This window comes from Salmonella sp. NW645, from assembly GCF_051703725.1.
Classification (GTDB): domain Bacteria; phylum Pseudomonadota; class Gammaproteobacteria; order Enterobacterales; family Enterobacteriaceae; genus Salmonella; species Salmonella enterica.
On the sequence record NZ_JAMMKR010000002.1, the window covers coordinates 515,525 to 529,525 of the forward strand.

At 51.8% G+C, this 14,001-nt stretch carries 13 protein-coding genes and 1 pseudogene; 7 read left to right on the top strand and 7 right to left on the bottom strand.

Going from position 1 to position 14,001, the window contains the following annotated elements; all coding sequences use genetic code 11:
- The first annotated feature begins 145 nt into the window (after window positions 1–145).
- The 3 genes from NA389_RS06305 (at window position 146) to NA389_RS06315 (ending at window position 2,521) form a co-directional block, all read left to right on the top strand.
- Window positions 146–1,486: an MFS transporter gene (locus NA389_RS06305; RefSeq protein WP_001136169.1), complete on the top strand. Its 1,341-nt coding sequence runs from the start codon at window positions 146–148 to the stop codon at window positions 1,484–1,486.
- Between the two features lie 88 nt (window positions 1,487–1,574).
- The gene (locus tag NA389_RS06310; RefSeq protein ID WP_001172089.1) at window positions 1,575–1,805 is read left to right on the top strand and encodes a YgdI/YgdR family lipoprotein; all 231 of its coding nucleotides are present in this window, start codon (window positions 1,575–1,577) and stop codon (window positions 1,803–1,805) included.
- A 299-nt stretch (window positions 1,806–2,104) separates the two neighbouring features.
- A complete protein-coding gene (locus tag NA389_RS06315) occupies window positions 2,105–2,521 on the top strand; it encodes a hypothetical protein (RefSeq protein WP_000767274.1) in 417 nt (138 codons plus the stop codon).
- A 223-nt stretch (window positions 2,522–2,744) separates the two neighbouring features.
- Here NA389_RS06315 and srfN read toward each other — a convergent pair whose 3' ends face one another.
- Entirely contained in the window at window positions 2,745–3,035 is a 291-nt protein-coding gene (gene srfN / locus NA389_RS06320) for a DUF1471 family virulence protein SrfN (RefSeq protein ID WP_000745960.1), read from the bottom strand.
- Between the two features lie 897 nt (window positions 3,036–3,932).
- Here srfN and NA389_RS06325 point away from each other — a divergent pair.
- On the top strand, window positions 3,933–5,822 hold the full coding sequence (locus NA389_RS06325) for a sulfatase-like hydrolase/transferase (protein WP_000066329.1): 1,890 nt from the start codon (window positions 3,933–3,935) through the stop codon (window positions 5,820–5,822).
- A gap of 350 nt (window positions 5,823–6,172) precedes the next feature.
- Here NA389_RS06325 and NA389_RS06330 read toward each other — a convergent pair.
- Window positions 6,173–6,253: pseudogene (locus NA389_RS06330) on the bottom strand (hypothetical protein); the annotation flags it as partial.
- A gap of 120 nt (window positions 6,254–6,373) precedes the next feature.
- On the opposite strand from NA389_RS06330, the gene kefF reads away from it, so the two are divergent.
- The 3 genes from kefF to folA all read left to right on the top strand — a co-directional run bounded on the left by kefF (window position 6,374) and on the right by folA (window position 9,437).
- Window positions 6,374–6,904 carry a glutathione-regulated potassium-efflux system oxidoreductase KefF gene (kefF, locus tag NA389_RS06335; RefSeq protein WP_000600706.1) on the top strand — a complete coding sequence of 177 codons (531 nt, stop codon included), beginning with the start codon at window positions 6,374–6,376 and terminating at the stop codon, window positions 6,902–6,904.
- Window positions 6,897–8,759 carry a glutathione-regulated potassium-efflux system protein KefC gene (gene kefC / locus NA389_RS06340; RefSeq protein ID WP_000377152.1) on the top strand — a complete coding sequence of 621 codons (1,863 nt, stop codon included), beginning with the start codon at window positions 6,897–6,899 and terminating at the stop codon, window positions 8,757–8,759. Before kefF ends, kefC begins: the two co-directional genes overlap by 8 nt.
- 198 nt (window positions 8,760–8,957) lie before the next feature.
- The gene (folA, locus tag NA389_RS06345) at window positions 8,958–9,437 is read left to right on the top strand and encodes a type 3 dihydrofolate reductase (protein WP_000624379.1); all 480 of its coding nucleotides are present in this window, start codon (window positions 8,958–8,960) and stop codon (window positions 9,435–9,437) included.
- Window positions 9,438–9,648: 211 nt separating this feature from the next.
- Here the strand turns inward: folA and apaH are convergent, their stop codons facing one another.
- Genes apaH through surA form a run of 5 tightly spaced genes read right to left on the bottom strand, consistent with a single transcriptional unit; the run spans window position 9,649 to window position 13,981 of the window.
- On the bottom strand, window positions 9,649–10,497 hold the full coding sequence (gene apaH, locus NA389_RS06350) for a bis(5'-nucleosyl)-tetraphosphatase (symmetrical) ApaH (protein ID WP_000257211.1): 849 nt from the start codon (window positions 10,495–10,497) through the stop codon (window positions 9,649–9,651).
- Between the two features lie 10 nt (window positions 10,498–10,507).
- On the bottom strand, window positions 10,508–10,885 hold the full coding sequence (apaG, locus tag NA389_RS06355; protein WP_000610894.1) for a Co2+/Mg2+ efflux protein ApaG: 378 nt from the start codon (window positions 10,883–10,885) through the stop codon (window positions 10,508–10,510).
- A gap of 2 nt (window positions 10,886–10,887) precedes the next feature.
- Window positions 10,888–11,709 (bottom strand): 16S rRNA (adenine(1518)-N(6)/adenine(1519)-N(6))-dimethyltransferase RsmA, encoded by an 822-nt coding sequence (gene rsmA, locus NA389_RS06360; RefSeq protein ID WP_001065397.1) that lies wholly within the window; start codon window positions 11,707–11,709, stop codon window positions 10,888–10,890.
- Window positions 11,706–12,695 carry a 4-hydroxythreonine-4-phosphate dehydrogenase PdxA gene (gene pdxA, locus NA389_RS06365; RefSeq protein ID WP_000093008.1) on the bottom strand — a complete coding sequence of 330 codons (990 nt, stop codon included), beginning with the start codon at window positions 12,693–12,695 and terminating at the stop codon, window positions 11,706–11,708. Before pdxA ends, rsmA begins: the two co-directional genes overlap by 4 nt.
- Entirely contained in the window at window positions 12,695–13,981 is a 1,287-nt protein-coding gene (gene surA, locus NA389_RS06370; protein ID WP_000800482.1) for a peptidylprolyl isomerase SurA, read from the bottom strand. Before surA ends, pdxA begins: the two co-directional genes overlap by 1 nt.
- Window positions 13,982–14,001 lie beyond the last annotated feature (20 nt).

Below are 14,001 nucleotides of genomic sequence, written 5' to 3' on the forward strand. Positions count from 1 at the left end.
AGTACGAAGTTGTGCCCCCGTTGGCCGGATAAGATGCGGTAGCGTCGCCATCCGGCAATCATGTGGCGCCAATGCCGGATGGCGGCGGAAACGCCTTATCCGGCCAACAGATGACGCTTTGCCCGTGTTGAAACAGGACATCACCATGCCGCAGCCCAGGAACTTTGACGACCTTAAATTCTCCTCCATCCATCGCAGAATTATGCTGTGGGGAAGCGGCGGCCCGTTCCTTGATGGCTACGTGCTGGTGATCATTGGCGTGGCGCTGGAACAACTGACGCCGCTATTGCACCTTGATGCTGAATGGATTGGCGCGCTCGGCGCGGCTACGCTTGCCGGACTGTTTATCGGCACCTCGTTGTTTGGCTATATTTGCGATAAAGTCGGGCGGCGTAAAATGTTCCTGCTTGATATTATCGCTATCGGCGTTATCTCCGTGGCGACCATGTTTGTTTCCACGCCGCTTGAATTGCTGGTGATGCGCGTTTTAATTGGCATTGTTATCGGCGCGGATTACCCTATCGCCACTTCCATGATTACGGAGTTTTCCAACACCCGCCAGCGCGCGTTCTCCATCGGTTTTATCGCCGCGATGTGGTACGTCGGCGCGACCTGCGCCAACCTGGTGGGTTACTGGCTGTATGACATGGAAGGCGGCTGGCGCTGGATGCTTGGCAGCGCCTTTATCCCGTGCTTAATCATTTTGATTGGCCGATTTGACCTGCCGGAATCACCACGCTGGCTATTGCGAAAAGGACGGGTAAAAGAGTGCGAACAAATGATGATCAAACTGTTCGGCGAACCGGTCTGCTTTGACGATGAGCCGCCGCAGGAGACCCGCTTCCTGCAACTGTTTAATCGCCGTCATTTCCCGTTTGTACTGTTCGTTGCGGCTATCTGGACCTGTCAGGTAATCCCGATGTTCGCTATCTATACCTTTGGGCCGCAGATCGTCGGGTTACTCGGCTGGGAGCAGGGGCGCAACGCGGCGCTCGGCAATGTGGTGATTAGCCTCTTTTTTATGCTGGGCTGTATACCGGCGATGTTCTGGCTAAACAGTATTGGCCGTCGCCCTCTGCTTATTGGCAGCTTCGCCATGATGACTATCGCGCTGGCGCTGCTGGGGCTGGTGTCAAATCTGGGCATCATACTGGTCGTGGTGGCGTTTGCGGTATACGCCTTCTTTTCCGGCGGGCCGGGCATACTGCAATGGCTTTATCCTAATGAACTCTTCCCGACGGATATTCGCGCTTCGGCCGTGGGGGTCATCATGTCATTAAGCCGCATCGGAACCATTGTCTCCACCTGGGCATTACCGATTTTTATTACTCGTTACGGCATTAATAACGTCATGCTGATTGGCGCGTTGATTTCGTTAGTCGGGCTTGGCGTATCGGTGATGTTTGCCCCGGAAACTCGCGGCTTGACGCTAACACAGACCGGAAACATGACTTTGCGCGGAACGCCATCGGATAACCCTCGTTAAGAGTGTTCTGCATTTCTCCCTACTTTTCGCCAATAACGCTACAGTTAACAGTCACATGCTAAAACAACTGAAAAGCAGGGAGAACACCATGCAAAAACGTCTTATGACCGCACTGTTTACCGCAGCAACACTATTCACCGTCGCAGGATGCTCTTCTAACCAGGCGGTTGAAACCACGGATGGCAAAACTATTGTCACCGACGGGAAACCCGAGGTCGATAACGATACCGGTATGGTGTCTTACAAAAACGCCGCCACCGGGAAAACCGAACAGATTAACCGCGATCAGCTGAAAAATATGAGCGAGCTGGATAATTAATTCAATTTTTTCTGATTAGCCGCTCAATAATATTCTCTCTTTATGCGCATCCATTTATTCCCATGCGAATAAACGGATGCCTGAACAGGCAGGGACGCCGGAAAACGTCGAAATACGTTAGACCATTCGCCCGTGTTCCCGCTTTCCCCACCGCGCTGTCCGCTTACATGAGGTTACACTCATCAACATTTCTCTGAACAGCGGCTCAACATTTCCCGGAAAAAAACATATCGCAGGGCATTTATCCTTATGATGAGGTATAAATGATGAGGTATAAGGAACAGGAGTCTGTAATGAAACTGAAACTAATACCTTTTTATTTGCTCGCGCTATTTTCTGCCGCCTCCGGGGCTACGGAGATAAACGCCTGCAAAGACCTGATCGGAACATGGAAAACCACGGCAGATAACCCGCCTTATACCATGACAATATTGCCGCCAGTAGAAGGCTGCGGGGAAAAATGTGTGAAACTGAACGTGCAGTATGAACTTGACGTGACTCACCGCAACGCGCTTTATTGCCATGAAGGACAAGAGGGGGTAAAAGGGCAGGGACCCATGGTGATAGCATTTGAAGGGGCGTATGGTGGACACGCTATTGGAACCTATAACCGACAGCTGCAATTACTTTGGGCTGGCGTAATACCGAAAAATAAAAAGGGGAAATGGATAACGAAAATGGAAAATTATTGGTTCAGGCAGGTAAAAGCGCACTAAACATCATCTTAAAACAGCCCGCAAAACCGTCTTATTCACGAAGGGCTTACTGCCTGCGCGCATACATTCTACCGACTTGCCTGCCCCGGATGAACTGTTGATAAAAAAGAGGGCCAGCATCTGTTTCCAGACGGCCCTGAGTGGATTGTGACGTAACATGGCACCTTGCTGGCGCTCTCTTATTATTTCATGCCTGTGCCCTCGTTATGGCGCAATCAGAGCTTTATTTCGCCGCATCGTTATAAACTTCGGCAACGGCTTCAAAATTCGGACCATGCTCACGTGCAGCGATAATATGATAATATTTTCCGCCTTTCGCATCGGCTAATTCTGACAGTTTTTCGCGTAGATCAGAGGGTGAGGAAATCTGTCCGCCACTCTGGGACACATTTATGGTGCCGACCTTAACCAGTTTGAAGTGGCTGATTTCTTGCTTAGAGACCTGCTCTGCCGCAAGCGTGCTGAATGAAGCAACCGTCGCCAGTAATGCGGCGGCAATAATGCGTTTTTTCATGGTTCTGTTCCTGTTGCATTGATGATAAGGTTTGCGCAATATCAGTAATCCGTAACGAAATTATTTATACCCTTCATACTTCAGGTTGCTTATGGGTTGGCTACGGATTACTCGGCCCACCTATGGGACTCGCCCTGACGGGCCGTCGCACGCGACGTTCAAATCTGCTCCCGGCAGATTTGTCGCTCACCTCAGTCACATAATTATCTATGCTCCTGGGGACTCACTCCCTTGCCGCCTTTAAGCAACTCGAATTATTTTGGGTAATAACCTCGGTTGATTATCTGAAAATAGCCTTATTTGGTGTGACCGTCTTATATCTTGTTATAGTCACCTCTTTATGTTGTTGTCAATGTAAAATAATGCGCTGCCAGCTAAAAAGAAACTTAACCCCCTGTAAATAATAGTTTTTATATTATTTCTTTTAATGGCGTAATTTTTATTGAATGACGCGGCAATACGCTAGTTTTATTCATAAGCAACATAACAGAATTGAGTTATGTTTTAATTTCCCAGAGTGATATTACCGGTTGTATGTCTATGGTTACGCGGCCTGTTACTGATAGTGTTTCTTTCGGGGAGATTTTCTTGTAGCGGCATAGGGTAATCACCGTAGCTGAAGGGAAAAGGCACGAACACAGCGCTATAGAGTATGTTTAATAATGTATTTTTTTATGAAGTAATGTCTGCAGTTGTATCTCTAAAATAAAAATAATGAGCTTTTCATCTAAATAATTTTTCAGTGAATTATGGTTGTTTATTAATATATTTCTAATTTGAAATACAAATCAATTTATAACACATATTCTTACCCGGAAGGCATTGATACATATCCACGCTTCCTCGTACAGTAATAAATGAATATGTGATAAAGTTACTGACTACAGGTATAATAATATGAGTAATAAAAAAAATCTGTCCACAGAAGAGACGGATCTTACGCGTAGGAAACTGTTAACCAGTGCCGGTATTCTTGCCGCCGGCGGTATGCTATCCGGCGCGGTAAAGGCTGATGAAAAATGCGCCGTCAAGGCGAAACCGGCGTGGGATAAACCGTTTACTGGCGAAATCCCGGAAAAATTGCCAGAAGGATATAATATTCTGTTAGTCGTGACCGACCAGGAGCGTTTTTTTCCTACGTTTCCTTTCCCGGTACCCGGCAGAGAGCGGCTTATGAAAACGGGGGTGACATTCTGTAATCATCAGAATACCAGTAATGTCTGCACGCCTTCCCGCTCCGTATTGTATACCGGCTTACATATGCCCCAGACAAAGATGTTTGATAATCTGGGATTGCCCTGGATGCCTTATGACCTTGACCCCGCTCTTGGAACCACAGGCCATATGATGCGGGAACTGGGATACTATACGGCCTATAAAGGTAAGTGGCATCTTACAGAAAAACTGGAGAAGCCTTTGCCTGACGAAAAAGATGAGGATATTGATGTCGGGGATATTCCTGAACCAGAATTACATAAAATTATGGAAAAATATGGTTTTGCTGACTATCACGGCATCGGCGATATTATTGGCCATAGTAAAGGCGGCTATTTTTATGATTCAACCACCACGGCTCAGACTATAAATTGGTTAAGATGCAAGGGGCAGCCCTTGAATGACCAACACAAGCCCTGGTTCCTGGCCGTTAACCTCGTTAATCCTCATGACGTCATGTTTATTGATACCGATAAAGAGGGAGAAAAGGTACAGTGGCGTGGCGAGTTGGATCAGGATGATAATACCCTGGCGCCCACGCAGCCGCCGGAAAACGAGCTTTATCAGGCAAGCTGGCCGAACTATCCGCTGCCGGCAAACAGGCATCAATCATTCAATGAGCAGGGAAGACCGCCGGCGCATCTTGAATACCAGACGGCGCGCGCTGCGCTGGAAGGGCAGTTTCCTGATGAAGATCGTCGTTGGCGTAAACTGCTTGACTACTATTTCAACTGTATCCGCGATTGTGATACTCACCTTGACCGGATATTAAATGAACTTGATGCCCTCAAGTTAACTGATAAAACGATTGTTGTATTTACTGCCGATCATGGCGAATTAGGCGGAAGCCATCAGATGCACGGTAAAGGCGCTTCCGTTTATAAAGAACAGATCCATGTACCGATGATTATTTCCCACCCGGCGTACCCCGGTAATAAGAAATGTCAGGCGTTGACCTGTCATCTTGATATCGCGCCGACATTAGTTGGGCTGACCGGTTTGCCGGAAGAAAAACAGTACCAGGCGTTAGGCAACCGCAAAGGCGTTAATTTTAGCGGATTGCTAAAAAACCCGGAGGGCGTTGCGGTTAATGCGGTGAGAAATGCCAGCTTATATTGCTATGGCATGATCTTGTATACCGATGCCCATTATCTCCACCGCGTTATCGCGCTACAAAGGGATAAACAAAAAACGGTGGCGCAAATCAAGCAGGAAATATCCCATTTGCATCCTGATTTCAGCCATCGTTCAGGGACGCGGATGATTAACGATGGCCGTTATAAGTTTGCACGCTATTTCTCGCTAAGGGAGCATAATACGCCGGAAACCTGGGAGGATCTTATTAAGTACAACGATCTTGAACTTTACGATCTTAAAAATGATCCCGATGAGAACCATAACCTTGCTGCTGATAAACAGAAATATCAGGATCTCATTCTTACGATGAATGAAAAACTGAATAAAATTATCAAGGACGAAATTGGCGTGGATGACGGCAGTTTTATGCCGGATGCGGCCCATGAGCCGTGGGATCTTACTATTGAGCAGTTTAACCGCATGGCGAAAGATTAAGAGCCTGGCCATTAGGCTATTTTATTCGCCATTTTGGGACCGGGCAGTGCTCAAAATCCTCACGTACTACGTGTACGCTCCGGTTTCTGCGCGCTGGTCGGCCCCAAACTGGCTTCAACAATTACGCCTGGTGGGCCAGGCTCTAAGTACCTGACCCATTAGGTTAATTTATGCGTCGGCGATCTGGCATCCAGCGTGTCTGGAGGTTCAGATGCTGTTGGCGCTGCGCTTATTGGGCCTGTGTCATCATGTAATGGATTGATATTACAGTCATTACAGGCAAATTTAGCGCAGCGCCGCCCGACAAGAAGGCCTTAAACCGATTGGTCAGCGATTTAAGGCTGCTATCATCACCGACCTTTCCACACCGGATCGCGCTTTTCCGCAAACGCCTGCGGCCCTTCGAGAGCGTCTTCCGGGGGCAGGATGGCGTCAACCCTTGCTGGCGTTAATTCAATTTTTTCTGGTTAGCCGCTCAATAATATTCACTATTAGCCTGGCGAATTTGTCACTACACTTTGTAATAAAAAACAGATCATCACAGGCTAATCATGATCCTCATTATTTATGCGCATCCGTATCCGCATCATTCTCATGCGAATAAACGGATGCTTGAACAGGCAGGGACGCTGGAAAACGTCGAAATACGTTCGCTTTATCACCTCTATCCCGATTTCAATATTGACGTTGCCGCCGAGCAGGAGGCGCTGTCGCGCGCGAGTCTTATCGTCTGGCAGCATCCGATGCAGTGGTACAGCGTCCCTCCTTTACTCAAATTATGGATGGATAAAGTCCTCACCCACGGCTGGGCTTACGGTCATGGCGGTACGGCATTACACGGTAAACATCTGCTGTGGGCGGTAACGACCGGCGGCGGTGAAAATCACTTTGCTATCGGCTCCCATCCGGGATTTGACGTCCTTTCTCAGCCGCTACAGGCGACGGCGCTCTATTGCGGCCTCAAATGGCTGCCGCCGTTTGCCATGCACTGCACGTTCATTTGTGATGATGACACCTTACAGGCGCAGGCGCGTCAGTATAAACAGCGTTTACTGGCATGGCAGGAGGTGAATCATGGATAGCCATACTCTACTGCAGGCGCTGATCTATCTTGGTTCGGCGGCGTTGATTGTGCCGATTGCGGTACGTTTGGGCTTAGGAGCGGTGCTGGGGTATCTGATTGCGGGGTGTATTATCGGCCCCTGGGGACTACGGCTGGTGACGGACGCCGAATCTATTCTGCATTTTGCGGAAATCGGCGTCGTGCTGATGTTGTTTGTTATTGGGCTTGAGCTGGACCCGCAACGGTTATGGAAGCTGCGCGCCTCGGTATTTGGCGGCGGCGCGTTACAGATGGTGGTCTGCGGCGGACTGATTGGTCTGTTCTGTATGTTTCTTGGCCTGCGTTGGCAGGTGGCGGAACTGATTGGCATGACGCTGGCGCTTTCGTCCACGGCTATCGCCATGCAGGCAATGAATGAGCGTAACCTGACCGTTTCACAAGTAGGACGTAGCGCATTCGCAGTGCTCTTGTTCCAGGATATCGCGGCGATCCCGCTGGTGGCGATGATTCCGCTGCTGGCCGCCAGCGGCGCATCCACCACGCTTGGCGCGTTTGCGCTATCGGCGTTGAAAGTCGCAGGCGCGTTGGCGCTGGTGGTGCTGCTGGGACGCTACGTCACGCGCCCGGCGCTGCGCTTTGTCGCGCGTTCTGGTTTGCGGGAAGTGTTCAGCGCCGTGGCGCTATTTCTGGTGTTTGGTTTCGGCCTGTTGCTGGAAGAGGTTGGGCTGTCAATGGCGATGGGCGCGTTCCTGGCGGGCGTTCTGCTGGCGAGTTCGGAATATCGTCATGCGCTGGAAAGCGATATTGAACCCTTTAAGGGGTTGCTGCTGGGGCTGTTCTTTATTGGCGTCGGCATGTCGATTGATTTCGGCACGCTGGTGGAGAATCCGCTGCGCATTCTGCTGTTGCTGGCCGGTTTTCTGGCAATCAAAATCGTCATGCTGTGGCTGGTCGCGAGGCCCCTGGGTGTACCGGCAAAACAGCGTCGCTGGTTTGCCGTCTTATTAGGCCAGGGAAGTGAGTTTGCGTTTGTGGTTTTTGGCGCGGCGCAAATGGCGGGTGTACTTGAGCCGGAATGGGCAAAAGCGCTGACGCTGGCGGTCGCGCTGTCGATGGCGGCAACGCCGATTTTTCTGGTGCTGCTGACGCGCATGGAGAAGACCGCGACGGGTGAAGCGCGCGAGGCGGATGAAATCGACGAAGAGCAGCCGCGGGTTATTGTGGCCGGGTTTGGACGATTTGGGCAGATAGCCGGGCGTTTGCTGCTGTCGAGCGGGGTGAAGATGGTGGTGCTCGATCACGATCCCGATCATATCGAAACGCTGCGTAAATTCGGCATGAAGGTTTTTTATGGCGACGCGACGCGTATGGATTTGCTGGAATCTGCCGGAGCGGCGAAGGCGGAGGTATTGATTAACGCCATTGACGATCCGCAAACCAATTTGCAACTGAGTGAACTGGTGAGGTCGCATTTCCCGCATCTGCAGATTATCGCCCGCGCCCGTGATGTCGATCATTACATCCGCCTGCGCCAGGCAGGTGTGGCGATGCCCGAACGTGAAACCTTCGAAGGCGCGCTCAAAAGCGGGCGACAGGCGCTGGAAGCGCTGGGGCTGGGGCGTTATGAAGCCCGCGAGCGCGCGGATCTGTTCCGCCATTTTAATACCCGGATGGTGGAAGATATGGCGAAAGGGGAAAACGATCCGTTATCTCGCGCCGCCGCCTATAAACGTACCAGCGCGATGTTGAGCGAAATTATTACCGAGGACCGGGAGCATCTGTCGTTGATTCAGCGCCACGGCTGGCAGGGAACGGCTGGGGGCAAACATTCCGGGGAGGCCGCTGATGAACCCGAGGTCAAACCGTCAATCTAAAGTAAAAAATGTGATGTTCTGCAAACTTTACTGCTAATTGGCTGTTTTTGAACTACTGTAATGCTGGCGCTCCACATCAAATGAGTGGCGTCGCCAGCAGAACGAAAAATTTTCGTGCTCATCCTCTTTTCGTCAGTCGACGAAAGATTGCGCTTTACGTATAGTGGCGGCAATTTTTTTTGTATCAGGAAATAATTAATGATCAGTCTGATTGCGGCGTTAGCGGTGGATCGCGTCATCGGTATGGAAAACGCCATGCCGTGGAACCTGCCTGCCGATCTCGCCTGGTTTAAACGTAACACGTTAAATAAACCTGTCGTTATGGGACGTCACACCTGGGAATCCATCGGACGCCCCTTACCGGGACGTAAAAATATTGTTATCAGCAGCCAGCCGGGCACCGACGATCGCGTGCAGTGGGTGAAGTCTGTCGATGAGGCGATTGCCGCTTGCGGCGATGCGCCGGAAATTATGGTCATTGGCGGCGGGCGCGTGTACGAGCAGTTCCTGCCAAAGGCGCAGAAGCTTTATCTGACGCATATTGATGCGGAAGTCGAAGGCGATACCCATTTTCCGGATTATGAACCGGATGACTGGGAATCGGTATTCAGTGAGTTTCACGATGCCGACGCGCAGAATTCTCACAGCTATTGTTTCGAGATTCTGGAACGTCGTTAATACTGTAGTGCCGGATGGCGGCGAAACGCCTTATCCGGCCTACTCTTGAGCCAGATGTAGACAGATGTAGGCCTGAGAAGCGTAGTGCCATCAGGCATAAACCAATCCTTGAGCCAGATGTAGGCCTGAAAAGCGTAGCGTCATCAGGCATAAACCAATTCTTGAGCCAGATGTAGGCCTGATAAGCGTAGCGCCATCAGGCATAAACCTATCAGGCGTTGACCGCTTCGCCTTCGCCCATATCCATCTGGCGGTTTGACGGCTGCACAAAATACTGTTTATCTTCCCAGCGTAAACAGGTCAACTCCCCGCCCCAGCAGCAGCCGGTATCCAGCGCGTAAATACCTTCCGGCGTCCCTTTCCCTTCCAGCGACGCCCAGTGCCCGAACGCAATACTGTAAGCCTCGCTCACCGGCCCCGGAATGGCGAACCACGGCTTCAGCGGCGCAGGGGCATTTTCCGGCGACGCTTTACTGTACATATCCAGTTGACCGTTAGGAAAGCAGTAACGCATACGGGTAAAGGCATTAGTAATAAAGCGTAGCCGCGCCAGACCGCTTAACTCCGGCGACCAGTTATTTGGCATATCGCCATACATCGCGTCGAGGAAAAAGGGGTACGAGTCGCTCGACAGCACCGCTTCAACATCGCGGGCGCACTCTTTTGCCGTCTGCAAATCCCACTGCGGGGTAATACCCGCATGCGCCATGACCAGCTTTTTCTCTTCATCTACCTGCAACAGCGGCTGACGGCGTAACCAATTCAACAGCTCATCGGCGTCCGGCGCTTCAAGAAGCGGGGTCAGCCGGTCTTTAGGTTTGTTGCGGCTAATCCCGGCGAATACGGCCAACAGGTGTAAATCGTGATTCCCCAGCACCAAACGCACGCTATTGCCAAGCGATTTGACGTAGCGTAACACGTCCAGCGAACCGGGACCGCGGGCGACCAAATCGCCAGTCAGCCACAGAGTGTCTGTGTCTGGCGTAAATTCCACTTGCTGTAATAAGGCGATCAGTTCGTCGTAGCAACCGTGAACGTCGCCGATGAGATAAGTTGCCATTGTTATAATTTTAGTGAATGAGTGTAGGGACGGCGAGTCGAAACACGGGAATGTCGATGGTAAAGGCGTCGCCATTTTCATCGATCATTTCGTAATGACCCTGCATGGTGCCCAGCGGCGTTTCAATTACCGCGCCGCTGGTGTACTGATACTCTTCGCCAGGCGCAATGCGCGGCTGGACGCCAACCACACCTTCGCCCTGGACTTCGGTTTCACGGCCATGACCATTGGTAATCAGCCAGTAGCGGCCCAATAGCTGCACTGGCGCCCGGCCCAGATTGCGGATGGTTACGGTATAGGCAAAAACGTAACGTTCATCGTCAGGTGAGGATTGCGCCTCAATGTAGACGCTTTGCACCTGAATACACACTCTGGGCGAATTGATCATGTTTAACTCTCCTTCAAAGGCGCGTTTTCCGACAGATAATTGGCCATCTGGCAGTACTGCGCGACAGAGATATTTTCCGCGCGCATTGCCGGGTCAATACCCATTTCCGTCAACGTCTCAACGCTAAAAAGATTGCCGAGACTGTTACGGATCGTTTTACGGCGCTGGTTAAAGGCCTCGGTGGTAATACGGCTCAACACGCGAATATCTTTAACCGGGTAAGGCATTGTTGCGTGTGGAACCAGACGCACCACGGCGGAGTCCACTTTGGGCGGCGGCGTGAAGGCGGATGGCGGCACTTCAAGCACAGGGATCACCTGACAGTAATATTGCGCCATCACGCTTAAACGACCATACGCTTTGCTGTTCGGCCCTGCAACCAGACGATTTACCACTTCTTTTTGCAACATAAAGTGCATGTCGGCAATGGCATCAGTATAGCTAAAGAGATGGAACATCAGCGGGGTGGAGATATTATAGGGCAGATTGCCGAACACACGCAGCGGTTGGCCCAACTGCGCAGACAGTTCGCCAAAGTTCATGGTCATGGCGTCCTGCTGATAAATAGTCAGCTTCGGCCCTAAGAACGGATGGGTTTGCAAACGCGCCGCCAGATCGCGGTCAAGTTCAATGACCGTGAGCTTATCCAGTCGTTCGCCGACCGGCTCCGTCAGCGCCGCCAGACCGGGGCCGATTTCAACCATCGCCTGGCCTTTTTGCGGATTAATAGCAGAAACAATACTGTCGATCACAAACCGATCGTTGAGAAAGTTTTGCCCGAAGCGTTTACGGGCTAAATGGCCCTGATGGACTCGATTATTCATTGGGTATTAACAATCATTTTGATGGCGAGATTAAGCGCCGTAATAAAACTGCCGACATCCGCTTTTCCACGACCTGCCAGTTCAAGCGCGGTGCCGTGGTCAACGGAGGTTCGAATAAAAGGTAGGCCGAGCGTAATATTCACTCCCCGACCGAATCCCTGGTATTTTAGCACGGGCAGGCCCTGATCGTGGTACATCGCCAGCACCGCGTCGGCATTATCGAGATATTTGGGCTGAAACAGCGTATCAGCAGGTAGCGGCCCGTTGAGTTTCATCCCCTGCGCCCGCAGCTCGTCGAGCACCGGAATGATGGTGTCTATCTCTTCCGTGCCCATATGACCGCCTTCGCCCGCGTGCGGATTCAGGCCACAGACAAGAATGCGCGGTTCGGCAATACCAAATTTGGTCCGCAAATCGTGATGCAAAATAGCAATCACTTCGTGCAAAAGCGCAGGGGTGATGGCGTCTGCAATCGCCCGTAGCGGCAGATGCGTGGTCGCCAGCGCCACGCGAAGTTCTTCGGTTGCCAGCATCATCACGACTTTTTTCGCCTGCGAACGCTCTTCGAAAAACTCGGTATGACCGGTAAACGGAATGCCTGCGTCGTTAATAACGCCTTTGTGCACGGGGCCTGTGATCAGCACGGCAAATTCACCGTTCAGACAGCCATCACACGCTCGCGCCAGCGTCTCTACCACATAGGGGCCATTTTCTACCGTCAACTGACCGGGGATGGCAGGTGCGCGCAGCGAGACCGGCAATAGGGTCAGCGTTCCCGCGGGCTGCGGCGCAGCGGGGACATCAGGCGAGTAAGGGAGAAGCGAGAGGGGCAGGCCGAGCATGGCGGCCCGCTCCGTCAGGAGCGCGCCGTCCGCACAGACGACCAGTTCAATCGGCCACGCGCGTTGCGCCAGTTGGACAACAAGATCGGGGCCAATCCCGGCGGGTTCGCCGGGAGTGATAACAACGCGTTGCGCACTGCTCATTAGTTACTCAAAATCTTAACGTAAGCGCTGGCGCGCTGTTCTTGCATCCAGGTCGCCGCTTCTTCTGAGAATTTACGGTTCATCAGCATACGATAAGCGCGATCTTTCTGCGCCGCATCGGTTTTGTCTACCTTACGCGTATCCAGCAATTCGATCAGATGCCAGCCGAAAGAGGAGTGTACCGGCGCGCTTATTTGGCCTTTATGCAGCTTCGTCAGCGCGTCGCGGAACGCCGGATCGAAAATATCTGGCGTAGCCCAACCCAAATCACCGCCCTGGTTAGCGGAGCCCGGGTCCTGAGAGTACTCTTTCGCCGCAGCGGCAAATGTGGTTTTACCACTCTTAATGTCAGCCGCGATTTCTTCCAGCTTCAGGCGCGCCTGCTGATCGTTCATGATCGGCGACGGCTTAAGCAGAATGTGACGAGCGTGAACTTCGGTCACGGAGATACTCTGGCTCTGACCGCGCAGGTCGTTTACTTTCAGAATGTGGAAGCCGACGCCGGAGCGAATCGGGCCGACAATGTCGCCTTTCTTCGCGGTGCTCAGCGCCTGGGCGAAAATCCCCGGCAGCTCCTGGATACGGCCCCAGCCCATCTGACCGCCTTTTAGCGCCTGCTGGTCGGCAGAGTAGGTAATCGCCAGTTTGCCGAAATCTGCGCCGTTACGCGCTTCTTCAACAATGCTTTCCGCCTGGCGCTGCGCGTCGTTAACCTGCTCGGAGGTTGGGTTTTCCGGCAGAGCAATCAGGATATGGCTCAGGTTCAGCTCGGTGCTGGCGTCGTTTTGGGTGCCAATCTGTTTTGCCAGCGCGTCAACTTCTTGCGGCAAAACGGTGATACGGCGACGAACCTCGTTGTTGCGCACTTCAGAGATAATCATCTCTTTACGAATCTGGTTACGGTAGGTTGAATAGTTCAGCCCATCGTAAGCCAGACGGCTGCGCATCTGATCCATCGTCATATTGTTTTGTTTGGCGATGTTGGCGATGGCCTGATCCAACTGCTCATCCGTGATCTTCACCCCCATCTTCTGACCCATTTGCAGGATAATTTGATCCATAATCAAACGTTCCAGGATCTGGTGACGCAGCGTGGCGTCGTCCGGAAGCTGCTGACCTGCCTGACCCGCGTTGAGTTTGACTGATTGCATTAAGCCATCAACGTCGCTTTCCAGCACGACGCCATTATTGACGACGGCTGCGACTTTATCGACTACCTGGGGGGCAGCGAAACTGGTATTCGCGATCATGGCGATACCGAGAAGCAGCGTTTTCCAGTTCTTCATACTTTTTCCATTTCAATTAA